This window comes from Bartonella sp. OC68QHHN (assembly GCF_042193875.1).
Lineage (GTDB): Bacteria > Pseudomonadota > Alphaproteobacteria > Rhizobiales > Rhizobiaceae > Bartonella > Bartonella grahamii_A.
Genome location: NZ_JBHIME010000017.1, coordinates 100,081 through 121,683, shown reverse-complemented (window position 1 = coordinate 121,683; position 21,603 = coordinate 100,081). Strand labels below are relative to the sequence as shown.

General features: G+C 38.1%; 22 protein-coding genes and 3 pseudogenes. 9 read left to right on the top strand and 16 right to left on the bottom strand.

The genetic code is table 11. The features are described 5' to 3' along the window. Positions 1 to 11: 11 nt before the first annotated feature. From ACFIJ0_RS01705 to ACFIJ0_RS01695, 3 genes are read right to left on the bottom strand one after another with little or no spacing between them, the layout of a single operon-like run. Positions 12 to 896, bottom strand: a complete 885-nt coding sequence (locus ACFIJ0_RS01705) for a hypothetical protein (protein WP_375623495.1) — start codon at positions 894 to 896, stop codon at positions 12 to 14. A 12-nt stretch (positions 897 to 908) separates the two neighbouring features. Then, positions 909 to 1,307, bottom strand: a complete 399-nt coding sequence (locus ACFIJ0_RS01700; RefSeq protein ID WP_375623493.1) for a hypothetical protein — start codon at positions 1,305 to 1,307, stop codon at positions 909 to 911. A gap of 10 nt (positions 1,308 to 1,317) precedes the next feature. Beyond that, entirely contained in the window at positions 1,318 to 1,641 is a 324-nt protein-coding gene (locus ACFIJ0_RS01695; protein WP_375623491.1) for a hypothetical protein, read from the bottom strand. A 113-nt stretch (positions 1,642 to 1,754) separates the two neighbouring features. Here ACFIJ0_RS01695 and ACFIJ0_RS01690 point away from each other — a divergent pair, with 113 nt between their 5' ends. The 7 genes and pseudogenes from ACFIJ0_RS01690 (at position 1,755) to ACFIJ0_RS01660 (ending at position 6,266) form a co-directional block, all read left to right on the top strand. Beyond that, positions 1,755 to 2,081, top strand: coding sequence for a hypothetical protein (locus tag ACFIJ0_RS01690; RefSeq protein WP_273788722.1), 327 nt, complete (start codon positions 1,755 to 1,757; stop codon positions 2,079 to 2,081). A gap of 243 nt (positions 2,082 to 2,324) precedes the next feature. Then, positions 2,325 to 2,692: pseudogene (locus ACFIJ0_RS01685) on the top strand (hypothetical protein). Between the two features lie 113 nt (positions 2,693 to 2,805). Then, entirely contained in the window at positions 2,806 to 3,348 is a 543-nt protein-coding gene (locus tag ACFIJ0_RS01680; RefSeq protein ID WP_375623489.1) for a hypothetical protein, read from the top strand. 74 nt (positions 3,349 to 3,422) lie between these two features. Beyond that, positions 3,423 to 4,250 (top strand): recombinase RecT, encoded by an 828-nt coding sequence (locus tag ACFIJ0_RS01675; RefSeq protein WP_375623487.1) that lies wholly within the window; start codon positions 3,423 to 3,425, stop codon positions 4,248 to 4,250. A gap of 1 nt (position 4,251) precedes the next feature. Next, a pseudogene (locus ACFIJ0_RS01670) lies at positions 4,252 to 4,877 on the top strand (lambda exonuclease family protein). A gap of 119 nt (positions 4,878 to 4,996) precedes the next feature. Beyond that, positions 4,997 to 5,214 (top strand): annotated as a pseudogene (locus ACFIJ0_RS01665) (hypothetical protein). Between the two features lie 8 nt (positions 5,215 to 5,222). Continuing rightward, positions 5,223 to 6,266: a tyrosine-type recombinase/integrase gene (locus tag ACFIJ0_RS01660; RefSeq protein WP_375623485.1), complete on the top strand. Its 1,044-nt coding sequence runs from the start codon at positions 5,223 to 5,225 to the stop codon at positions 6,264 to 6,266. Between the two features lie 243 nt (positions 6,267 to 6,509). Here the strand turns inward: ACFIJ0_RS01660 and panB are convergent, their stop codons facing one another. The 11 genes from panB to rpoZ all read right to left on the bottom strand — a co-directional run bounded on the left by panB (position 6,510) and on the right by rpoZ (position 15,910). Then, positions 6,510 to 7,325: a 3-methyl-2-oxobutanoate hydroxymethyltransferase gene (panB, locus tag ACFIJ0_RS01655; protein WP_375623483.1), complete on the bottom strand. Its 816-nt coding sequence runs from the start codon at positions 7,323 to 7,325 to the stop codon at positions 6,510 to 6,512. Next, entirely contained in the window at positions 7,322 to 8,182 is an 861-nt protein-coding gene (gene panC, locus ACFIJ0_RS01650) for a pantoate--beta-alanine ligase (RefSeq protein ID WP_375623481.1), read from the bottom strand. Before panC ends, panB begins: the two co-directional genes overlap by 4 nt. A 23-nt stretch (positions 8,183 to 8,205) precedes the next feature. Then, positions 8,206 to 8,952, bottom strand: coding sequence for a DNA repair protein RecO (recO, locus tag ACFIJ0_RS01645; protein ID WP_375644065.1), 747 nt, complete (start codon positions 8,950 to 8,952; stop codon positions 8,206 to 8,208). 25 nt (positions 8,953 to 8,977) lie between these two features. Next, complete coding sequence (gene era / locus ACFIJ0_RS01640) at positions 8,978 to 9,883, bottom strand: GTPase Era (protein ID WP_375623524.1); 906 nt, start codon at positions 9,881 to 9,883, stop codon at positions 8,978 to 8,980. After that, complete coding sequence (gene rnc / locus ACFIJ0_RS01635) at positions 9,876 to 10,583, bottom strand: ribonuclease III (RefSeq protein WP_375623477.1); 708 nt, start codon at positions 10,581 to 10,583, stop codon at positions 9,876 to 9,878. Before rnc ends, era begins: the two co-directional genes overlap by 8 nt. Then, positions 10,564 to 11,376 carry a signal peptidase I gene (gene lepB, locus ACFIJ0_RS01630; RefSeq protein ID WP_375623475.1) on the bottom strand — a complete coding sequence of 271 codons (813 nt, stop codon included), beginning with the start codon at positions 11,374 to 11,376 and terminating at the stop codon, positions 10,564 to 10,566. The genes rnc and lepB overlap by 20 nt, the downstream gene beginning before the upstream one ends. Before the next feature lie 80 nt (positions 11,377 to 11,456). Continuing rightward, positions 11,457 to 11,858, bottom strand: a complete 402-nt coding sequence (acpS, locus tag ACFIJ0_RS01625; RefSeq protein WP_375623473.1) for a holo-ACP synthase — start codon at positions 11,856 to 11,858, stop codon at positions 11,457 to 11,459. A 20-nt stretch (positions 11,859 to 11,878) separates the two neighbouring features. Then, entirely contained in the window at positions 11,879 to 12,469 is a 591-nt protein-coding gene (locus tag ACFIJ0_RS01620; RefSeq protein WP_375623471.1) for a DUF2062 domain-containing protein, read from the bottom strand. A 94-nt stretch (positions 12,470 to 12,563) separates the two neighbouring features. Beyond that, a complete protein-coding gene (gene pyrE, locus ACFIJ0_RS01615) occupies positions 12,564 to 13,142 on the bottom strand; it encodes an orotate phosphoribosyltransferase (RefSeq protein WP_375623522.1) in 579 nt (192 codons plus the stop codon). A 16-nt stretch (positions 13,143 to 13,158) separates the two neighbouring features. Next, entirely contained in the window at positions 13,159 to 15,384 is a 2,226-nt protein-coding gene (locus ACFIJ0_RS01610) for a RelA/SpoT family protein (RefSeq protein ID WP_375623469.1), read from the bottom strand. 127 nt (positions 15,385 to 15,511) lie between these two features. Next, positions 15,512 to 15,910: a DNA-directed RNA polymerase subunit omega gene (gene rpoZ, locus ACFIJ0_RS01605; protein WP_273791104.1), complete on the bottom strand. Its 399-nt coding sequence runs from the start codon at positions 15,908 to 15,910 to the stop codon at positions 15,512 to 15,514. Between the two features lie 557 nt (positions 15,911 to 16,467). Between rpoZ and ACFIJ0_RS01600 the strand changes: the two genes are divergently transcribed. Continuing rightward, positions 16,468 to 17,136, top strand: coding sequence for a uracil-DNA glycosylase (locus ACFIJ0_RS01600; RefSeq protein WP_375644072.1), 669 nt, complete (start codon positions 16,468 to 16,470; stop codon positions 17,134 to 17,136). Positions 17,137 to 17,185: 49 nt separating this feature from the next. Here ACFIJ0_RS01600 and smpB read toward each other — a convergent pair whose 3' ends face one another. Beyond that, complete coding sequence (gene smpB, locus ACFIJ0_RS01595) at positions 17,186 to 17,662, bottom strand: SsrA-binding protein SmpB (RefSeq protein ID WP_375623467.1); 477 nt, start codon at positions 17,660 to 17,662, stop codon at positions 17,186 to 17,188. A gap of 18 nt (positions 17,663 to 17,680) precedes the next feature. Continuing rightward, positions 17,681 to 18,565 (bottom strand): 4-hydroxy-tetrahydrodipicolinate synthase, encoded by an 885-nt coding sequence (gene dapA / locus ACFIJ0_RS01590; RefSeq protein WP_375623465.1) that lies wholly within the window; start codon positions 18,563 to 18,565, stop codon positions 17,681 to 17,683. Positions 18,566 to 18,816: 251 nt separating this feature from the next. Here dapA and ACFIJ0_RS01585 point away from each other — a divergent pair, with 251 nt between their 5' ends. Next, on the top strand, positions 18,817 to 20,907 hold the full coding sequence (locus ACFIJ0_RS01585) for a lytic transglycosylase domain-containing protein (protein ID WP_375623463.1): 2,091 nt from the start codon (positions 18,817 to 18,819) through the stop codon (positions 20,905 to 20,907). The last annotated feature ends 696 nt before the right edge of the window (positions 20,908 to 21,603 follow it).

Genomic DNA, 21,603 nt, shown 5'->3' with positions numbered 1-21,603 from the left:
TCTCTCCTCACTTACTTTCCCCCGAAACCAATAAAATATAGAAGTTTTTCCCATGTTCTACGGTACCAAGGTAGAGAGTTTCGATGTTGCCGTGGTGATAACAGAGACAATTTATTATAAGTCGCATTATCAACGTACTGAAAGTCTATAACTTGTTCATCACCCCTTATTCTTAAGCCGCCACAAACCGCCCCTTTACCACTGATCCAACAATCGTCTTCATGGCTAAGATTTTCTTCACTCTCTACCCAACCACCTAAATCACCTTTCTTGACGTCCCCAAAGTTTTTTAATGCACGAATGCGGTAAAGCGTAAATCCATTAACGTTGATTGTCTCATCAGTTAGTTCGTATTTTATGCCGCCACCATAAATCCAATCAGTACCACTGGTTATACCTTTAGAAACACGTGCCTCACCAAACGCCCGCGCATCTCCAAAAATCTTGGCATCTCCATAAACCTCTGCATTCTCATAAACCGCGGAATTCCCATAGACCCGTGCATCACCAAAAACATGTACATTACCAGAAACTTCGGCATTATCAAAAATCCTAGCATTGCCGTAAACCTTGGCATTGTCTTCAATCTTGGCATTGCCATTAATGGCAGCTTTGTCTTTAACCTTGACATTATTACCAACCAAAGCATTGTCATAAATCTCTGCACCGTCATAAACCGAAGCATTCCCATAAACCCGCGCATTGTCATAAATTTTGGCATTATGATAAACCCAACAATTTCCCTCATGGGATAAGTTTCCTTCATGCTCCATATAACCGCCTAGGTCGCCTTTCTCGACATCACCAAAGTTTCTTAAAGCACGTATACGGTGAAGCGTAACTCCATTAACTTCGATTGTTTCATCAGTAGATTCATACTTCTTTTTAACTGTCATCTTATTCACACCTCACTTACCCTTCTTCTTACTCTTCTTATTCTTATGAGGCGGCGCTTTTACTGCTTCATCACGCGGCTTAAGCTCTTGTGTTAGTCTTTGAATTTTCTCGTCACGTGATTGCACATCTGCTTCGAGTTCTTTAATTTCCTCCTCACGTTCTTTAATCTCTTGCTTCAGTTCTTCAATTAGCTTGTCGCATTCTTCAAGATCCGCATCACATTCATCAATTGTCTGCTTGCTTTCCTTTAAATACCTAAACTCATTCTCTCTGATTTCTTTCTTAAGATCTTGAACCTGCTCTTTAAGTGCTTTAACTTGATCGCGATAATGCAATGCAATACGAAACATCACTCCGCTTAAGAGCAAAACTGAAACCACTGCTATCCATAAAATCTCATTCGAACTCATCTTTATCTCCTTAATGCTGCAAAGTCTCACCCACGCTATCAACGCTGGAACTTTTGCAAATTTTCGTAATTGGGGGGTGTTGCTCTTGCATTAATCTCTGCAAGCGCTCGGGATAAAAAAAATCATCAGGACGCAAATCTATCCCATGGTCACGTGCGTAGTTCAAAAGCATAATTTGATACTTAGCTGGTATAATTCCGCCTTTGCCCTCTAGTTTTTTTAAAGGATAAGTCCATTTATAAACAGCAGACACATGACATTGAGAAATCAACGACACACGTTTCGCACCGCCTAAATATTTTATAATCGTACCTGCTGAATTTTTGATATTCATTTTAATTTCTCTATTTATCAAATGGGCATTTATTCGATTATAGAAAAAATGTTGACATTTTTTCTATAATCGAAATGTTGATATTTTTTAAAACAATAGGAATATTGATAAGTATGGATATTCAAAAAGAAATAAAAATTTGGGCAAATGAAAAACTTAAAACAATGGGTCATGGGTCCCGAACTGAATTAGCTAAACATATGGGACTTCATACATCTGTTGTATCTAAAATGCTTTCTGTCGATGATGATAAAGAAAGTAGAAGCATATCTGCTGATGAACTCGTTAGATTAACTTCATTTTTTAAAGCTCTCCCCCCTCATTTTATACCTGATAATTGTGATGATTATTTTTTAAAATTATATTCCTCGGCAAAGCCAGAGCATAGAAAAGCCGTCATTTCTTTTCTGCGATCTTTGCAAGAAGAAGATGAAAAATAACCACCCGTTTTTGCTCATTTGTTAATGACGAAAATATTTTTAGAGCTTTTTTAGACTGCTTCATACAGGATTTTCTCCACATTGAAATGAAAATTAAATTACTTTTTTGTGTAGACTATTTGTCTATCACTAAAAAAATTTTTCTGTTTTAGAAAAATTATATTGATTTATTCTAAAATCGAAAATATGTTCACTCCATATCTTAGAAAATAACTTTTGCCAATAGGCTCTATGGAGGCATTTGTGAATAAACCAGTGTTTATAAATTCTGATGAAATTCTCTTAGTGATGGGCGAAAATGAAGAGCAAAATCTCGCTAAATCTGGAACTTTCTTCGAAGAAAAGGACATTATCAAATTTATCGACCAAGCCGATAATGCTGTCCAAATTTTGCGTATTGAACCAACGACTAATCGTTGCGAAGATATTGCCGAATTCTATCTTAAAGAATGTGAAGAGCAGTGTTTCAACAGAAACATTCCTCACGACTTTGTTACGCATAGTTCAGCATACGGTTTTTTTTAGATGATATAAAACAGCGCGAATATGATGATGCAATGTATGGTTCTTACGAACAACAATACCGTTTGCGTCCTTGTGATGTGCTTTAAAATCTAAAGGCGTTTTTAAAAGACGCCACCTTTTCAAAAAATTCACCACACAATGCAATGCCGTTCTTTTGCAAGAACGACAAAGGCAGAATCTAACTTAAAGGAGTAAAACCATGGAAAAGAAATATGAACTAACAGATGAAACAACTGATTTTTATGGAAAAACTCTTCACCGAATTAGAGCATTAAAAGACTTTGGAAAAATTAAAGCAGGCGACCTAGGCGGCTTTATAGCAAAAGAAGACAACTTAAGTCATGAGGGCGACTGTTGGGTTTGGCATGATGCCGCGGTTTATGATAACGCTAAGGTTTTTGGTAATGCCAAGATATTCGAAAAAGCAATAATTAGAGATAATGTACAAGTTTTCGATAATGCAAAGATTTGTGGACATGCTAGTGTTGAATACAATGCAAAAATTTTCGGCAATGCAAGAATTTATGACTATGCTCAAGTTTGTGGTCTTGTTTATGGTAATGCTGAGGTTTGTGGGGATGCCGTTATATGTAAAAATACACGCATTTCCGGAGATATTAGAATTCAAGATAAAGTATATGTTTTCGATAATATAGATATTTCCGGTAATTTTGAAATTCGTGGTAAAACTTCAATCATCTCCAAAAGTGAATATCCACTAAGCTACATAAGCCGTTTCTAACAACACAACATAACTCTTTTAGCAAATGCGTGATTCACGCCACGGATGAATTGCATGCAATGGAGGAGATTAAGATGACAAATTCCACTTTTTTAACAGAAATGGCAGGAAAATATGGATTTTCTGCTGAAGAATTTCGAACCACAATCATGAAAACTTGTATTGGAGATAAAAATACTAACTTCATCAATGATGCAGAATTTGCCGTTTTTATTTTTGTTGCCAATACTTATGGTCTTAACCCTTTAACTAAAGAAATCTATGCACTCCCTAAAAAAGGCGGCGGCATAATCCCTGTTGTTTCTATCGACGGTTGGATAAAGATCATCAAATCAAATCCTGACTTTGATGGCATGACCTTTCAAGATCAACTTGATAAGGATGGTAATCTCATTGCTATCAAATGTGCTATTCGTCTCAAAGGAATTAAAGACCCTATCGAAGTCACCGAATATCTCAAAGAATGCAAGCAAGAACACAGTGAACCTTGGAAAAAATACCCGGCACGTATGTTGCGCCATAAAGCCACTATACAATGTGCTCGCTATGCTTTCGGGCTTTCCGGTATTTATGAAGAAGATGAAGCCGCACGTATCCATGAAGCAAACCATAACGTACAAACGAAGTTAGTTTCTTATGATGTGCTTACGCAAATCAAACAATTAATAAACATCACTCAAACAGAGGAGGAAAAAGTGCTTGAGTATGGACGAGTCCAAAAGCTTGAAGATCTTCCTGATGAAGTAGCACAAAGGATTTTGGATGTTTTGCAAAAGAGACAGCATGAAAAAGAACAATCTTTCCTACAACAAAAGCAAATAGAGGCGCCTATACAAGATGCCGAATATATTCACGTCCAAGATATAGAATATGCACCACAAGAACAAAGAACGGCAGTGTGAGATGGAACAAAGAACAGCAGAGTGGGGTTTCAAGCGCGCTTGGGTAAAGTCACCGCATCAAACATTTACAACATACTCAGTAAGACAGCAAAAGGATTGCCTACGAGCAAATATGAAGACTACAAAATCAAACTCATAACAGAACGCTTAACAGGCGAAACAAGCCCCTATTATGAAACTGAAGATATGAGATGGGGTATCGAACATGAAGAAGATGCCTTGAGAGAATATTGCTTCATTTATGATGCCAATATAACAAAGTGCGGGTTTATCCAACACCCCACAATGGAAATGGCGGGGGCTAGCCCTGATGGTCTCATTGGAGAAGACGGTTTAATCGAAGTCAAATGCCCAAGATCAGTAACACATATGCGCTTTTGTATAAGTGACGAAATCAAACCAGAATATCACGCACAAATGTAATTCCAAATGGCTTGTACAGAACGAAAGTGGTGTGATTTCGTAAGCTATGACCCACGTTTTGCTGGGGAATTCTTTCATTTGCGCATGAAAGTCAAGCGTGTTTTCCGTGATGATCAACAAATTGAACAGATCAATCAAGCTGTTGAAGCCTTTTTAGCAGAGATAGAACGAGAGATAAAACAAATCTCAACAAAAGCTGCTTAACCTTATGGGGGTGTTTTGTTCCCCGCATATCTACGAGCACCCCCACCCTTCCTAACACTTTCAAGTAATGCGTGATTCACGCCACACGTGAATTGCATCTCAATGTAAGGAGAAAAGATATGGCGCCTCGTCCAGCTGCTATAACGCAACCAGCCATTGCACGCGCTTTAAGAGAAGCTAAAAAACAAGGATGTGAACTCGTAGAAATCAAACCTACCGGTGAACTGCTTATCTATCTCAAATCCGATATTCCACTACCAAATTCAGTTAGCCACCCAGAAAACTTTTAGATTTGTCAAAGAATGAATATTACGAAACCGCGCTCTCTAAGATCTAAAATTGCTTATGCCAAAACCACGCCCCCCTCATCTCGTTAAACAAATTACTCAACATGGCAAAATTGTATGGTATGTACGTATTGGTCATGGCAAACGCATTAGAATCCGCGGTACCTATGGAACGCAAGAGTTTGTTGATAACTACAAAAGCGCACTTGCCGAGTTACAAGGGCTTATACTTCCTAAATCCAAAACCGGTAAACTTGTTGAAGGGTCATTTGCTTGGTTGCTTAAGCAGTATTTAAATAGCTCTAATTGGCATAGCTACACTAAAGCTACAAAAAAACAAAAAGAACTCATCCTTATGAAGGTATGTGATACTATAGGAAACATTCCATACCAAGCAATTGAAAAGAAACATATCATAGCCGGCGTTGAGCGACGCAAAGAAACACCAGCAATGGCTAGAAACTTTCTGAAAGCCCTTAATGGACTTTTTAATTGGGCGATTGATCAAGGTCTTTTGGAAAATAATCCAACAACAGGAGTAAGAAGACCAGCTCTTAACAACAAAGATGGATTTGTTGTTTGGACAGAAGAAGATGTTGAGAAGTATTATCAAAGATGGTCCCATGGTACCCATGAACGCGTTTGGATTGATGTCCTTTTGTATACGGGTTTGCGTCGTGGTGATGCGGTCCGCATTGGCTGGAAAGATGTAAAGAATAACATCATTCATCTTAAAACAGAGAAAAGTAAATTCCAAACAGATGTTTTTCTTCCTATTTTACCGGAATTAGCCAAAACGCTTGAAGCAGGTCCTATTGGAGCAGAAACATTCATTTGTGGTAAAGAAGGTAAAAAACTAGTTAAAGAAAGTTTTGGCAACCTTTTTCGTGAGGCTTGTAACGTAGCAGAAATCAAAAAATCAGCACATGGCTTAAGAAAATTAGCAGCAACACGCGCAGCTAACTCTGGTGCAACAGTATCACAACTCAAAGCAATTTTTGGCTGGACAGATGACGCTATGGCATCTCTTTACACAAAGAGCGCAGACCGTAAAAAACTTGCTCTTGAAGCCATAAAAAAGCTTCAAAAAGATGAGGGATAGAGGTAAAAAAACTCTATAGAATCAAGATTCACCTATTCCCTCATATTAGACATAACTATTTTATTTTACTTGCTTTTTATATACCATTCATGGACACCGCCGTGAAATGGGATTGGGTGACTTAAGAGATGTTTCTTTTAAAAAAGCACAGCTCAAATTGCATACAGAATATATGAAATAATGCACATTCATTATCAAAACAACAAATGTTCTCTTGTTAAAATTTTTATCTTAGACTGAAGTTTATTTTAGTTTATAAACTTCATTATCCGCTGGGAAAGCATGAGATGTGACATCCTCTGCATAATTCTTTATTGCAGTTTCCATGGCTTGTTCAAGGTCTCCATAACGGCGTACAAATTTTGGCACGTGAGCACCATAACCCAACATATCTTCCATAACCAATACTTGTCCATCACACCGATTGGATGCACCAATACCGATCGTAGGGATAGAAAGTTTTTCTGTCAGTTTTACTGCTAAAGGTTCGACAATCCCTTCTAAAACAGTAGCAAAAGCACCTGCCTCCTCAATTGCAGCCCCATCGGCTTCAATTCTTTGCCAATCACTCTGTTTTCGTCCTTGTGTTTTGAAGCCACCAAAACGATTCACTGCCTGGGGTGTAAGACCAATGTGCCCCATCACTGGAATGCCACGTTTAGACAAAAAATCAATTGTTTCCGCTATATAAACACCACCTTCAAGCTTAACTGCACCACACCCCGTTTGAGCAAGAATACGCGATGCATTTAAAAAAGCTTGCTCTGGACTTTCCTCATAAGAGCCAAAAGGCATATCAATAACTACAAGAGCTTTTTGAGATCCACGCACAACGGCTTGCCCGTGTAAAATCATCATATCTAAATTAACAGGAAGCGTCGTCTCAAACCCATACACAACCATACCAACGCTATCACCAACCAAAAGGATATCGCAATATGGATCAGCAATCCGCGCAGTATAAGCTTGATAAGCTGTTAAAGAAACAATTGGCTGTTGTCCCTTTCTTGCACGTATTTCGGAAGATGTTATACGCTTTACGGTTTTATGTACACTCATTTTCCGCCCTTCTCTTGCAATATATATTGATCAATCAGCCTTACCTCACCAAAGCGAACAGTAAGAAGTAAAACTGCTGGTTTATTCAATGTTTCTCTAACCACGCATAAAGTTTCCATATCCCGTAAATCTACTGCTTCAATGATTGCACGCGTTTCTTGTTGTAAAATATCACGAACAGTTTTGCATAATTTATCAACCGACCGTTCACCTTCATGGTAAAGCTTTTCAGCAGCTTTCCCACTTTCAGGAATAATTTTGGCAGCTTTACGATCTTCTAATGTTAAAAACTGATTGCGTGAAGAACAAGCTACACCATCTGACTCCCGTAGAATAGGAACTCCAACAATTTCAACAGGAAAAGCCAAATCTTCAACCATACGCCGAATAATTAAAATTTGTTGAAAATCCTTTTCTCCAAAAAAAGCCTTATCTGGTTGGACAATGTTAAAAAGTTTAGCAACAACGCTTGTTACACCACAAAAGTGTCCTGGACGTAATTTTCCTATCAAAATACGTGATAATTTTTTCACTTGCACAATTGTATCATTTCCTGGTGACCACATTTCATCTACAGAAGGAGCAAAAACACATTCAACCCCTCCTTTTTTCAATAACGCACAATCACCCTTCAAATCTCTTGGATATTGAAAAAAATCTTCATCAGGTCCAAATTGCTTTGGATTGACAAAAATAGAAACCAATACGCGATCACACATTGCTCTTGCATACTGTACTAATGCAAGATGACCATCATGCAATGCTCCCATTGTTGGAACAAAACCAATCGAAAAACCTAAACGTCGTTCCTCTGAAGTATATTGGCGAACTTCAGCAATTGTCTTTAAAACTTTCATTTTCCTATTCAATTATCATCAGATCAATAAATTAATGCTTGTATACCAAATTGGCGCTTAAACAATTGTATCAAATTCATGCGCACTGACGGCTGCTTTATATCTCGTGGCTCCCATACATGACGCATAAGAAAAAAACCCGTCAGTATAAAACCATTTATTATGTCACTAGAATCAGCAGGACGAGTCGTTCTTTGCACAAGAAACTGTGGTAGAATGAGAAGCTTTTTTTTCCAAGGTTCCCCTGCTTCTTCACAAACAGCCCGTCCAGATTTTGGTGATACGTAATGAAGCCTTTCCTGACGACCTGTTGCAGCACAACAAGATAAATCAAGACCAAAACCAAGTTCTTCAAGAAGCCGCATTTCAAAACGTACAAGCAACTCTGCATTTACAAATGGTTCATCAAAATTCTGCATAAAAAGGTGTAAAATATCATATAAAACGGGGTGCGGATCACGTTCGGGAAGAAGCCGCAAATGAAAAGCTATCAATTGCAAAGCATAAAGTGCTTCTGGTAGACAGATTAATCGCGCCGCATGTAAATCAAGAGCTTCAAGCCGAAAAAGTCCTAAATGTTCTTCTAAACGAGCCCACCATTCAGCCTCCACAAAATTTCCAGGTTGAAGAAGAGCTGCCATCCGACGCGACCGCCCTCCTTTTACCACTCCCATATAACGACCATGTTCACGTGTCATAACCTCAAGAATAACACTTGTTTCACCATATTGGCGTGTACCAAGAATAACGGCTTGTTCTTTCCACTTCATTTTACTTTAATTATTTTTAAAAATCTTATTTTAAAAAATCCAATCCCATTTCGCGATAACGTTCTGGATCGGTATCCCAATTATCACGCACTTTCACAAAGAGAAAAAGATGAACCTTTTGATCCATAATTTCCATGAGTTCTTTACGTGCTGCTTGACCAATCGCTTTAATTGTATCGCCTTTTGCTCCTAAGACAATTTTTTTCTGACTCTCCCGCTCGACATAAATAACTTGATTAATTTTAACGGAACCATCTGAACGCTCTTCCCAGCTTTCTGTTTCAACCGTTGAGGAATAAGGAAGTTCATCATGAAGACGAAGAAAAAGTTTTTCACGCGTAATTTCAGCAGCAAGATGACGCATGGGCATATCGGAAACTTGATCTTCCGGATAATACCATGGACCCTCCTGCATCATGTTACTCAACGCATGAAGTAAATCCTTGCAACCAGAACCGTTTAGAGCAGAAATCATAAATGTTTGCGCAAACTTTACACGTTCATTTATTTTGGTGGTTAACGCTAGAAGAGATGATTTAACAACTGTATCAATCTTATTAAGAACAAGAACTTTTTCTTGTTTCATATTATTTACAATATCTAACATCATATCAACTTCATCCGAAAGACCATTTTGAGCGTCAATTAAAACGAGCAGAACATCAGCGCTCTTAGCCCCTCCCCAAGCAGCAGAGACCATGGCACGTTCTAAGCGCTTATGGGGACGAAAAACACCCGGTGTATCGACCAACACAATTTGCACATCATCATGAATGACAATACCGCGGATTAAAGTTCGTGTTGTTTGTACCTTATGTGTTACAATTGAAACCTTTGTTCCAACCAATTGATTAACCAATGTCGATTTACCGGCATTAGGCATCCCAATAAGCACAACAAACCCAGAACGCGTTTTCATAACGTCACTCATGATCATTTTTTCTCACTGTTTTCCATACACCCTCTCGTCGCAAAATTTTTTCAGCTGCCATTCTTTCAGCATATCTTTTGGAGCTTCCCTGCCCAATCTCTGAAGCAAACCCAGAAATACTTACCTCTACCATAAAAACAGGATCGTGATCTGGACCTGAACGTTTTATAACCTGATAATGTGGTTGTGCATTGCCTTGGATATGCGCCCATTCCTGTAATTCTGTCTTGGCATCACGTCGACCAGCATCCATTTTCTTTGCCCGACTTTGCCAATATTTTTGAATAAAAGGGCGAACGCTTTCCAATCCTCCATCCAGATATATCACGGCAATCAAAGCTTCCACGACATCTGCATGCATATTGATGAGTCGACGCCCCTCGAAATTTTTCATCTCAAAACCAACACGGATCATATCAGGCAGCCTCATTTCACGCGCAATATCAGCACATGTCTGTGCATTGACCAGATGATTCAAACGGACTGATAATTCACCTTCACTTGCCTGAGGGAAAAGTTGATACAGCATTTCTGCAATCAAAAGCCCTAAAACCCGATCTCCTAGAAACTCTAGTCGTTCATAATTCCCCTGTTCCGAATCTTGTACACTCGAGTGTGTTAATGCCTTCTTTAACCTCTCTTCATCTTTAAAACGATGTCCCGTCAGCTTGAAAAGCTGATCAATCATTAGTCGTTTCATCGTTGTTTCCTTGATTGATAAGCGGCAAATCATGAACCGTATTTATGAAAGAAAACAAACGCTTCCAACGCACATCAAATGGCCAGCGCCAAATCTGCCAAGCACTTGAACCGTTACTGATAGAAAAGAAAATCACGCTCGCGCGACCAATAAGATTTTCTTCTGGAACATAGCCTACATCTAAACGACTATCATCTGAATTGTCGCGGTTATCTCCCATCATAAAGTAATGTCCTTGAGGAACTTCAAAGACTTTTGTATCATCAACTTTCGGGATGAAAGCTAAATCAAGTGTATCATAACTGACACCGTTAGGCATTGTCTCACGATAAACCTCAACAGGATAGTTCATCTCTGTTATATCAGAATTATCAATCTCCCCCATAAAGTGACGTGAAACAGCCTCATCATTAATATAAAGAACACTTTGACGGACTTGTATACGATCACCTGGTAGCCCAACAACGCGTTTTATATAATCAATCTTCGGATTACTTGGTAAGCGAAAAACGACTACATCTCCACGTTGAGGTTGAGATGCCCAAATCCGTCCAGAAAAAAGAGGAGGGGAAAAGGGGATGGAAAAACGAGAATACCCATATGCATACTTAGAAACAAACAGATAATCTCCCACCAACAAAGTAGGACGCATTGAACCGGAAGGAATACTAAAAGGCTGGAAAAAAAGTGTCCGAATAAACGCTGCTAAAAGCAGAGCCTGTATTAAAACAGAAATAAATTCACGAAGCCCACCTTTTTTTTCTTTTTTATGCACTTTATCTTTTTGGATCATCACCAACTGCCTTCTCATCACAGATATAATTTTTTTTCATCATAATATTCAAATCACAAAAGCACAATCTCTCACACTATCTATCCACGTGGAAGTGCTTCGATAATAATAAATGCCTGTGCCCAAGGAAAATCATCTGTTATGCTAAGATGAATAACTGCCTCATGATGAGGAGGTAATAACTTTTGAAGTTGCACTTGCGCACGATTTGTTAATTGCATTATTGGTTTACCAGATGGCAAATTAACTACCCCCATGTCTTTCCAATTGATACCACAAGCGATTCCCGTTCCTAAGGCTTTAGCACATGCTTCTTTAGCAGCAAATCTTTTTGCATAGGAAGAGGAGCTTTTTTTGAGATTTTCGGATCTATTTCTTTCAATATCCGTAAAAATACGTTGGATAAAACGCTCACCATAACGAACCAACATTTTCTCAATACGTCGTATATCAACCAGATCATTTCCAAGACCAACAATCATAAGATATTACCTGATCTTTCTTACGATGAACGCTTCTTTAAACGCCTTTTTTTTATAATCTTTTGATATCGCTTTTGTTTAAAACGAACCGTTGCTCTGTAAACACCTATATAAGATAAACCACCAAAAACAATACCTAAAAGAGTTCCACCTAAAATCATAGGACTCATAATTGTGTCCCATGCACCTTTAAAGAGGAGAGAGAGATTTGACAATGTCAAACCATTAAATAGAGAACGAATTTGCGAAAGAGAAATCTCTTTGACATCGCTAAAAAATGATAAACAAAAATATCCTACTTTATAATCAGCCATGACAATCAATAAAAATGTGAGTGGATTAGAAAAAATCGTCCCAATGATTGCGGCAGCGAAGTTTGCACGCAAAAGCCAAGAAAAAAATATTGCCAAAATAATATGCAACCCAAAGAAAGGGGAACAAGCTAAAAAAATGCCAACAGCAACCCCTAATGCTACTTCATGCGGTGTTGCTGATATACGCAAAATACGTTTATGTATGTAGCAAAATGAGCGAGAAAATGAACGACGTGGCCATAACCAAAGTCGAATACGCGTTACAAAATCTATTGGTTCTCGACGACGAAAAAGCATATGACTCTCAATATACATCTTTTGATGATGAAATAATCTATATCATCCAAATTAATCTTTTTAAGCTTTTGCACAAAAAAAAATAGAAAGACAATTAAATATTTCGACTGCCTGGTTTAATCGCTGGAAGAACAGAAAGCTCTGCAGGAAGTGCATCACTAGTATAAGAGGTTATCTCATATTCAGCAAGCGCAATCAATGGAACTCCAACATTGACCTTACCACCAGAACGATCAAGGATACATGCACTGGCCAATACCTCTGCTCCTGCTGCAACGAGCGCCTCAACCGTCTCACGAATGGAAAGACCCGTTGTCACAATATCTTCGACAATAACAACCCGTGCACCCTTCTTGATTTCAAAACGACGCAATTCAAAGATGCCATTTACACGCTCTACCCAAAGAGAAGGAACACCAAGGTGACGTGAAGTTTCATAGGAAGGAATAAGACCACCAATTGCGGGACCAACAACATAATCAATTTTTCCCTCGATAGATTTTTTGATTTTTTCAGCCAATCCACGACATAACTTTTCCGTCAAGTCAGCATGCATGAATACTTTCGCTTTTTGCATATAAGTCGCACTATGGCGCCCCGATGTTAAAATAAAATGCCCTTCTAGAATAGCATCTGCTTGTTTAAAAATATCAATGACATCTTGTGTATTCATTGCAAAATCTTTCTTTTCATCCATGAACCCGCCGTACTGTACTTACTGAACCTGCCTCTTTTAACTGAGAAAAAATACGATTCAAATGTTTTAAATCCCACACTTCCAAATCAATCATAATTTCTGTAAAATCTGGGGCTGTACGGATAAAAGATAAATTTTGGATATTGGCATCATTAGCAGAAATTATTTGTGTAATTTCAGCCAAAGAACCAGGACTATTTACAACCAAAACATTCATCCGTGCAGGAAAACGTTCATTCATTTGGGCATCAATATCCCAGCGAACATCAATCCAGCGTTCTGGCTGATCATCATACGCCATCAAAGCTGAAGACTGTATTGGATAAATAACGATCCCAGCCCCTGGCTGCAGAATACCAACAATCCGATCTCCAGGTACTGCTCCTTCCGGTGAAAAACGTACGGGTATGTCTCCACGGGTTCCTCTAATAGGCAATGCTTTAGATTGATGATTTTCGACCATTGCATTCTTTTCATTTTCTGGAACTTTAAAAATCATACCTTGAGCATTTTCAATATTAAACCAACCTTCTTCCCCAGGCTTAAAAGATGACTTTTGTACCACACGGTGATCTTGATAATCAGGATAAACCGCTTTAATCACATCAGCGGAAAACAGCTCTCCACGCCCAACAGCAGCCAATACATCCTCTACATCTTTACGTGCTAAACGTGGCAAAACTTTCTTCAACACGTCTTTTGAAAATTGTTTTCCCATATATTCAAATGAACGCTCGAGAATACGATATCCTAAACCCGAATATTGTTTACGTACCGCGGCACGGCTTGCTCGTCGAATAGCTGAACGTGCTTTACCTGTGACAACAAGAAACTCCCATGCAGCTGGCGGAATTTGAGCGTGTGAACGAATAATATCAACCTCATCACCATTTTTTAATTTGGTCATTAAAGGCATAATACGACCATTGATTTTTACACCCACACAAGAATCACCGATATCTGTATGAACGGCATAAGCAAAATCAATAGGCGTAGCTCCTTTAGGAAAAGCAATTAATCGACCTTTCGGCGTAAAACAAAAAACTTGGTCTTGAAAAAGCTCAAGTTTTGTATGTTCTAAAAACTCTTCTGGATTATCTCCATCAGACAAAGATTGTATCGTTTGACGCAACCATGCATAGGCATTCATTTCGCTTGATAACTTCAAAGTCGAATAATTGGAACCGTGCTCTTTATATATGGAATGAGCAGCAACCCCATATTCAGCAACTTCATCCATAGCTGCCGTTCTAATTTGCAACTCAACACGTTGTCTTGAAGGACCCACAATTGTTGTATGAATAGAACGGTAATCATTTTGCTTTGGTATAGAGATATAATCTTTAAAACGACCAGGAACCATTGGCCATGTCGTATGAATGACACCAAGAGCACGATAACAATCATGTACTGTTTCAACAATCACACGAAATCCAAAAATATCCGATAACTGTTCAAAAGATAATGCTTTACTTTCCATTTTGCGAAAGACTGAATAAGATTTTTTCTGACGGCTTTTAACATTCGCTTTAATGCCATGCTCGAAAAAAAGTTTTGTCAATTCATTTTCAATTGTGGAAAGCAAATCACGGTTGCGTTTCAATAATTCAGAAAGTCGATTGGTAATCGTACGATAACCTTCTGGATTTAAATAAAAGAAAGAAAGATCCTCTAATTCCTCGCGCATATCCTGCATACCCATACGGCCTGCAAGTGGTGCATAAATATCCATCGTCTCCTCAGCAATTCGCCGACGTTTATCATCACGCATAACACCCAAGGTACGCATATTATGAAGACGGTCAGCAAGTTTGACTAAAAGAACACGAACATCATCAGAAATGGCAATAAGAAGTTTACGAAGATTTTCTGCCTGTACGGCTTTCTTTGATACAAGATCAAGCTTATTAAGCTTTGTAAGTCCTTCAACCAACTTCCCAATTTCAGAACCAAAAAGCTGATCAATTTCTGCTCGTGTAGCGCTTGTATCTTCAATTGTATCATGCAAAAGAGCAACAGCAATCGTTGCCTCATCCAACCGCATATCTGTCAAAATAGCAGCAACTTCCAAAGGATGAGAAAAATAAAGATCACCCGAAGCACGCTTTTGATGTGCATGCTTTCTCATCGCATAATCATAGGCCCTGTTTAAAAGAGCCTCATCTACGTCAGACTTGTAACGTTGAACACGTCCAACAAGCTCACACTGACGCATCATAAGAGCATATCCTTTATCTTTTCACACCCCTAATCCTTATTGAACACGTCTTATCAATAAAAGACAAGAAAAATAACTGCTCCTTACAGACAAGATATCTTCACTCCTGTAATATAAATTGCCGCAATTAATAATCGTCACTTTTTTCTGGAACAACCAAACCTTCAATACCCGCTAAAAGCTCTTCTTCTGACATATGATCAAATGAAGTACCTTCTTCTTGCGACGACGTATTAAAAACACTTTCAGCTTCACCTGAATGGGTAATAAATTCACTTGCCATTTCTGGTTCATCTACTTCCACATGCTTTTGCAGTGAATGAATAAGGTCCTCCTTTAAATCAGCAGGCGACAATGTTTCTTCTGCTATTTCACGCAAAGCAACAACTGGATTTTTATCATTATCACGATCAACCGTAATCTGCGCTCCTTGTGAAATCTGACGCGCCCGATGACCTGCTAAAAGCACCAATTCAAAGCGATTATCAACTTTATCAATACAATCTTCTACCGTTACGCGGGCCATTTATGCCTCTTTCTCAAATAAAAAAATTTAATAGCGGATAAAAAAGTATATACAATAATCAAAATAAAACACAAGAAAAACAACACAAACTTTTATATTTTTTGATTAAAGAACTTATTTAAGAAAATTCTTGGAAAATTTATAAAAAGGTATAATCTATTTATGCTCGTTATCAAAGCTGCTCTTAAAAGCATTCCAATAAATTGGCTTCAAACAAAGGAAGGTCTTTCTTGACAAAATACTTGTCCGGAGTCTTCATCCTTTTAAAAGGAATACCAGCTGTTTAAAATCCTTTGCAATAACGGCAGCCTTATGCATACTTTTTATGATAATATCTTGATTTAAAGAGAGAACTTTTTTCTTTGAACATCATGTGTATTGCACTCTTATTCATCAAATAAATTACTGAAAGATTACCTCTCTTTACATAATAATGAGCAATACGTTTATATTAAATTTTATTTATATTCATTAATAGATTGTTTCTCAAAACATAATCCATCATATACGCTATAAAAGACTCAAAAAAATAGAAAAAACGATTGATGCCTAACACCATGAATAGCCAATTAACATCACTTTGCCCAGAACCACCCCAAAATTGCAATTTATGTCCTAGGCTCCATCAGTTTATCGCTGACTGGCGTGTAAAAGAACCAAGTTGGTATAACGCACCGGTGCGCCCATTCTTTCCTTATAAAGGAGCAAACACAACGCGCCTTCTTATTGTTGGGCTTGCTCCTGGATTACGCGGAGCAAATCGAACTGGACGTCCATTCACTGGTGATTACGCTGGACACTTACTTTATTCAACTTTAAAAAAATTTGGTTTTGCCCAAGGAACCTTTGAAGAAAAAGCAGACGATACTCTTGAATTGATTGATGCAGCAATCGTTAACTCTGTTCGTTGTGTTCCCCCAGAAAATAAACCCACCGGTGCAGAAATTAACACGTGTCGCTATTTCTTCTCACCTCTTTTAACAAATCTTCCTAAACTTAAAGCCGTTATTACCTTAGGTACCATTGCGCACCATTCAACGATACGTGCCCTTAATACAAAAGTTTTAGCTCACCCTTTTAGACACGGCGAAATCAATAACATCGGCAGATTACGGATCTTTTCGAGCTATCACTGTTCTCGTTATAATACAAATACTGGACGCTTGACAGACGCCATGTTTCACCAAATTTTTCAAGCAGCAAAAATATACTTAGATCAATGCTAAAACTGTTTTAAACCAGCACTATAAATAAAGGATATCTAAATAGCATCCGTCATCCATATCTTTTTAAAAGCCTTGCTTTTTCACGTCCCCAATCGCGTTTTTTTTCTGTTTCGCGCTTATCATGAAGCTTTTTTCCCCGCGCTAGAGCAATCTCCAATTTAACGCACCCTCGTTCATTAAAATAAAGTTTAAGAGGAACAAGTGTCATTCCTTCACGAGACGTTGCATTAAAAAAACGTGCCATCTCACGTTTTGAAAGTAATAACTTGCGCAAACGTCGCGGTTCATGATTAAAACGATTAGCCTGCGTATATTCAGGAATATAGCTGTTTACTAACCATAATTCCCCATTCTCAAAACTCGCATAGCTTTCAGCAATATTGGCATGATTAGAACGTAAGGACTTTACTTCCGCTCCCTGAAGGACAAGACCAGCCTCGAGATTATTAAGGATTTCAAAATTAAAACGTGCTTTACGATTGTCAGCAATTATTTTCCGTACGGACGCGTTCTTTTTTTTATTCATGGCTTTGTCAATATCATTTTATGCTTTTAAAAGACCAGCATGACTGAGGGCTGCATCAATAATCTTCTTTGTTCTTTCTGTTAATGGAACAATCGGAGAACGCACAGTATCACCACAAAATCCTAATTTTGCAGCAGCATATTTAATACCTGCTGGACTAGGTTCAATAAACACAGCACGATTAAGAGGCATCAAACGATCATTTAATTCTCGTGCTGTTTTATAATCACCACGAAAACAAGCGGCTTGAAGCTCTGCACAAAGCTTTGGAGCAACATTGGAGGAAACTGAAATACACCCCATACCTCCATGTGCATTAAAACCTAACGCTGTACAATCATCACCGGAAAACTGTACAAAATCCTTCCCACACTTTTCACGTTGTTCACTAACGCGTTCAATTCTGCTTGTTGCATCCTTTACACCAATGATATTTTTAAAATCTTGATAAAGGTCTTTCATCGTTTCAACAGCCATATCGATAACAGAACGACCAGGAATATTATAAATTATAATCGGAATAGAAACAGCCTTGGCAATGGAAGAAAAATGTTTGTATAAACCAGATTGATTTGGTCTATTATAATAGGGAGTGACAACCAAAACTGCATCTGCACCAGCTTTTTGCGCGTATTGTGCAAGCTCTACAGCCTCACTTGTGCTATTTGATCCCGCTCCAGCAACAACAGGAACACGCTTTGCGACCTGCTCAACACACAATTCTATAATCCGCTTATGTTCTTCATGACTTAACGTTGCTGATTCACCCGTTGTCCCAACTGGGCTTACACCGTTAATCCCTTGTGTGATCTGCCATTCAATAAAATCACAAAACGCCTTCTCATCGATTGCGCCCTTGCTATCAAACGGTGTAATAAGCGCAGTTATAGCTCCCTTGAGCATGATAAACTCCCTATAATGTTCGCTTTTATTTTTTAATAATCTCGCCTTTTATAAATTTTAAATAGAGCATAATCTTGCTCTATCATTGAAGCAAGATGAATTTCAAAAAAAGCCCTCATAAGATGAAAATGCCTCTCCTTAAATGTGCACATTTCTTTAAAATAAGCCGTCTATATTAACGCGTTTTTCATGCTTGCGTTCTATAAATCCTTAAGTTTTTACAAAAAGCAAGGTCTCAAGGTCTTTTCTCTATGCATGTATTTTCTACCTCTCTTTTCGTATCAACCTTTACTGCACTTATACTGGCAATAAGAATTTTATTTTCAAGTGCATACGCGCAAACACCCCTTTTGCACGGGAAAGCGCCAATCCCTTTGGTGCGCCCTATTCCCTTTACCGAAAAAGAAGCTCAAGAGCCTCTTCAACAGATACACACGACATCACACAATACTGCTACACTTCAGCAACTGAAAGCTGGGCTAGATGCACTAGCAAACAACAATATTGCAAAAACAATAAATCTTCGTAATTCAATGGAAAAACACAGCCTTGATCGTCATATTTTGACATGGGCGCTGGGGGTATCAAACCAAGCTAATATACCAAGTTCTGAAATATTTAATGCAATCAACATGCTAAAAGGATGGCCAGGTATAGAAACAATGCAACGCAATGCTGAACGTGCTTTTCTTAACGAAACCAATGACACACGCGCAATCATCCAAAAATTTTCTTATCACCCGCCCCAAACAGCACAAGGGATGGCTCTCTTCGCTAAAGCACTTATCGCAACGGGACAAACCACTCGTGCTCAACACGTTATTGCACCATGGTGGCATAAAACACAGCTTAATGCAAAAGAAGAAATCTTTGTTCTTAAAAATGCAAGTGCTGCATTAAAACCTATTGATCACTTGAAACGCATGCAGTTTATGCTGTATGCGTATCGTTTTGATTCAGCAGCACGCGTTGCAAAATTAGCCCATGCTCCATCTCTTTTTGATGCTTTTGTGGCCGTTGAAAAAAATGACCCTAGAGCTACACAAAAATTAAAAGCTGTAGAGAGATCATGGCAAAAAGATCCTCTTTTTCAGTTTGCTCAAATACGCCATCTTCGACGAACAGAGCAATATGATGCAGCCGCAGCACTCATGATGAAAACATCAAAAAATGCATTCCGCCTTATGAACCCTCATTCATTGTGGAAAGAACAACGCGCCCTTTCTCGTGAAATGCTCGATTTAAACAAACCAAAAATTGCTTATCAACTCGTTGCAATGCACACTGGTATAACATCTGCATTAGCCGTCGATGCTGAATTTCATGCAGGATGGTACGCACTACGGTTTCTTCATAACCCTAAATTGGCAATGCAGCATTTTTCACGTATTCCTCAACTCTCTTCTTTACCTTTTTCTGCATCACGTGGATATTACTGGATGGGACGAACAGCAGAAAAGCTAGAAGAACACAAAAATGCCCAACAATACTTTCATCGCGCAGCTCATTTTGGCGCAACTTACTATGGTCAATTAGCCGCTGCACGACTCAACCAAAAAAAGCTTAAAGTTTCCTTTCCAAAACCCACAACCGCTGAGCGACAACATTTTAGTGCACGAAAAGCAATCAAAGCAATTCAACGTCTTGAAGCAGCCGGCTATGCTGATTTTGCTAAAACTTTTTATAGAGAGCTCGGAAAAAAAATAGAAAGCCCCGGTGAATTAGCTCTTCTGGCTGTTATGGCAGAAAAAAATGGAGACTATTATACCAGCCTCAAAATTGGAAAAATGGCTGTTTTTCAGGGAAAAAATGTTGGTGCACTCTCTCATCCTCTAGGTGCTATACCAGCTTCTGCTAATATTTCTGTAGAAGAAAAATCGCTTCTCTATGCCATTGCACGCCAAGAAAGCGAATTTAATCCAACAGCCATATCAAAAGCAGGTGCACAAGGTATACTCCAATTGCTTCCTACAACAGCAAAAGCACTGGCAAAAAAATATTCAATCGCATGGTCCCCTAAAAAATTTAGTAGTGATGCTCATTATAATGCAACATTAGGTGCCCATTTTCTCAATGAACAATTGGAACGTTTTAATGGATCCTATATACTAACTCTTATTGGCTATAATGCGGGTCCCCGTCGAGTCAATGAATGGATAAAACGTTATGGCGATCCTCGAGGACAATCTCTCGATAACGTCATTGATTGGATTGAGCGTATTCCTTATACAGAAACACGTAATTACGTGATGCGTGTCATGGAAAATTATGGTGTCTACAAAGCAAGACTCACTGGAAAAATAGATATAAAAAACGACCTTCTTTCTGGTCGATGGAAATAAATAATATGCCTTAACTTCCCAAATAGCATTTGAAAGCGTTCATAAAAAGTGTTTTTATTCCTTATTTAATAGTACCTACATACCAACCTACTTATGATGTATAAGCAAGTAATTTTAATTAATTCAGTATCAATAAATTCAAAATGAGAAAACCCTATGCTATTTGGGTCTTTTATACCAAATACAAAATGATGAATTATCATTATAAATCAACATGTCGTATAAATAGTTCATTTCTTCTCAACATAAACAAAAATATCATAGATGATTACAAATATTAAGAGAAGAGTGAAACAAATGGCTCATCCTTTTACTGTTGCTTATTACTCAATATTCAAATCTTATACAACAGCATATTTCAAGATTATTTTGTTCTGCTTATAACATTTCTATACCAAAGAAGAGTACGTTATTATATATATCATTTGGATTATCTCTAATAACAGAAAAACAGAATCATTGAGTTAGAAAGCCTTAAAGCCAAACAATTCTCTTCTGCCCCTTCCCTTTTCATTCGGTTTTACGACTTTTAAATATGTCAATATCTTTTAATGATGAAGATAAAGCTTTGCTTTTTATTTTTCTCATTTTCGCATATAAGCTCATATCCTTTACACAAAACAGAGCACCCCAAAATAGTATGTTTTTCTTATTTATATTCTTGTTTTATTTTAATGTTTCTAAGTCCATTTCACA

Excerpts from the sequence above, each read along its gene's own strand:
- ACFIJ0_RS01705 (WP_375623495.1), bottom strand. The coding sequence starts at position 896 with ATGACAGTTAAAAAGAAGTATGAATCTACTGATGAAACAATCGAAGTT.
- ACFIJ0_RS01700 (WP_375623493.1), bottom strand. The coding sequence starts at position 1,307 with ATGAGTTCGAATGAGATTTTATGGATAGCAGTGGTTTCAGTTTTGCTC.
- ACFIJ0_RS01695 (WP_375623491.1), bottom strand. The coding sequence starts at position 1,641 with ATGAATATCAAAAATTCAGCAGGTACGATTATAAAATATTTAGGCGGT.
- ACFIJ0_RS01690 (WP_273788722.1), top strand. The coding sequence starts at position 1,755 with ATGGATATTCAAAAAGAAATAAAAATTTGGGCAAATGAAAAACTTAAA.
- ACFIJ0_RS01680 (WP_375623489.1), top strand. The coding sequence starts at position 2,806 with ATGGAAAAGAAATATGAACTAACAGATGAAACAACTGATTTTTATGGA.
- ACFIJ0_RS01675 (WP_375623487.1), top strand. The coding sequence starts at position 3,423 with ATGACAAATTCCACTTTTTTAACAGAAATGGCAGGAAAATATGGATTT.
- ACFIJ0_RS01660 (WP_375623485.1), top strand. The coding sequence starts at position 5,223 with ATGCCAAAACCACGCCCCCCTCATCTCGTTAAACAAATTACTCAACAT.
- panB (WP_375623483.1), bottom strand. The coding sequence starts at position 7,325 with ATGAGTGTACATAAAACCGTAAAGCGTATAACATCTTCCGAAATACGT.
- panC (WP_375623481.1), bottom strand. The coding sequence starts at position 8,182 with ATGAAAGTTTTAAAGACAATTGCTGAAGTTCGCCAATATACTTCAGAG.
- recO (WP_375644065.1), bottom strand. The coding sequence starts at position 8,952 with ATGAAGTGGAAAGAACAAGCCGTTATTCTTGGTACACGCCAATATGGT.
- era (WP_375623524.1), bottom strand. The coding sequence starts at position 9,883 with ATGAGTGACGTTATGAAAACGCGTTCTGGGTTTGTTGTGCTTATTGGG.
- rnc (WP_375623477.1), bottom strand. The coding sequence starts at position 10,583 with ATGAAACGACTAATGATTGATCAGCTTTTCAAGCTGACGGGACATCGT.
- lepB (WP_375623475.1), bottom strand. The coding sequence starts at position 11,376 with ATGATCCAAAAAGATAAAGTGCATAAAAAAGAAAAAAAAGGTGGGCTT.
- acpS (WP_375623473.1), bottom strand. The coding sequence starts at position 11,858 with ATGATTGTTGGTCTTGGAAATGATCTGGTTGATATACGACGTATTGAG.
- ACFIJ0_RS01620 (WP_375623471.1), bottom strand. The coding sequence starts at position 12,469 with ATGCTTTTTCGTCGTCGAGAACCAATAGATTTTGTAACGCGTATTCGA.
- pyrE (WP_375623522.1), bottom strand. The coding sequence starts at position 13,142 with ATGAATACACAAGATGTCATTGATATTTTTAAACAAGCAGATGCTATT.
- ACFIJ0_RS01610 (WP_375623469.1), bottom strand. The coding sequence starts at position 15,384 with ATGATGCGTCAGTGTGAGCTTGTTGGACGTGTTCAACGTTACAAGTCT.
- rpoZ (WP_273791104.1), bottom strand. The coding sequence starts at position 15,910 with ATGGCCCGCGTAACGGTAGAAGATTGTATTGATAAAGTTGATAATCGC.
- ACFIJ0_RS01600 (WP_375644072.1), top strand. The coding sequence starts at position 16,468 with ATGAATAGCCAATTAACATCACTTTGCCCAGAACCACCCCAAAATTGC.
- smpB (WP_375623467.1), bottom strand. The coding sequence starts at position 17,662 with ATGAATAAAAAAAAGAACGCGTCCGTACGGAAAATAATTGCTGACAAT.
- dapA (WP_375623465.1), bottom strand. The coding sequence starts at position 18,565 with ATGCTCAAGGGAGCTATAACTGCGCTTATTACACCGTTTGATAGCAAG.
- ACFIJ0_RS01585 (WP_375623463.1), top strand. The coding sequence starts at position 18,817 with ATGCATGTATTTTCTACCTCTCTTTTCGTATCAACCTTTACTGCACTT.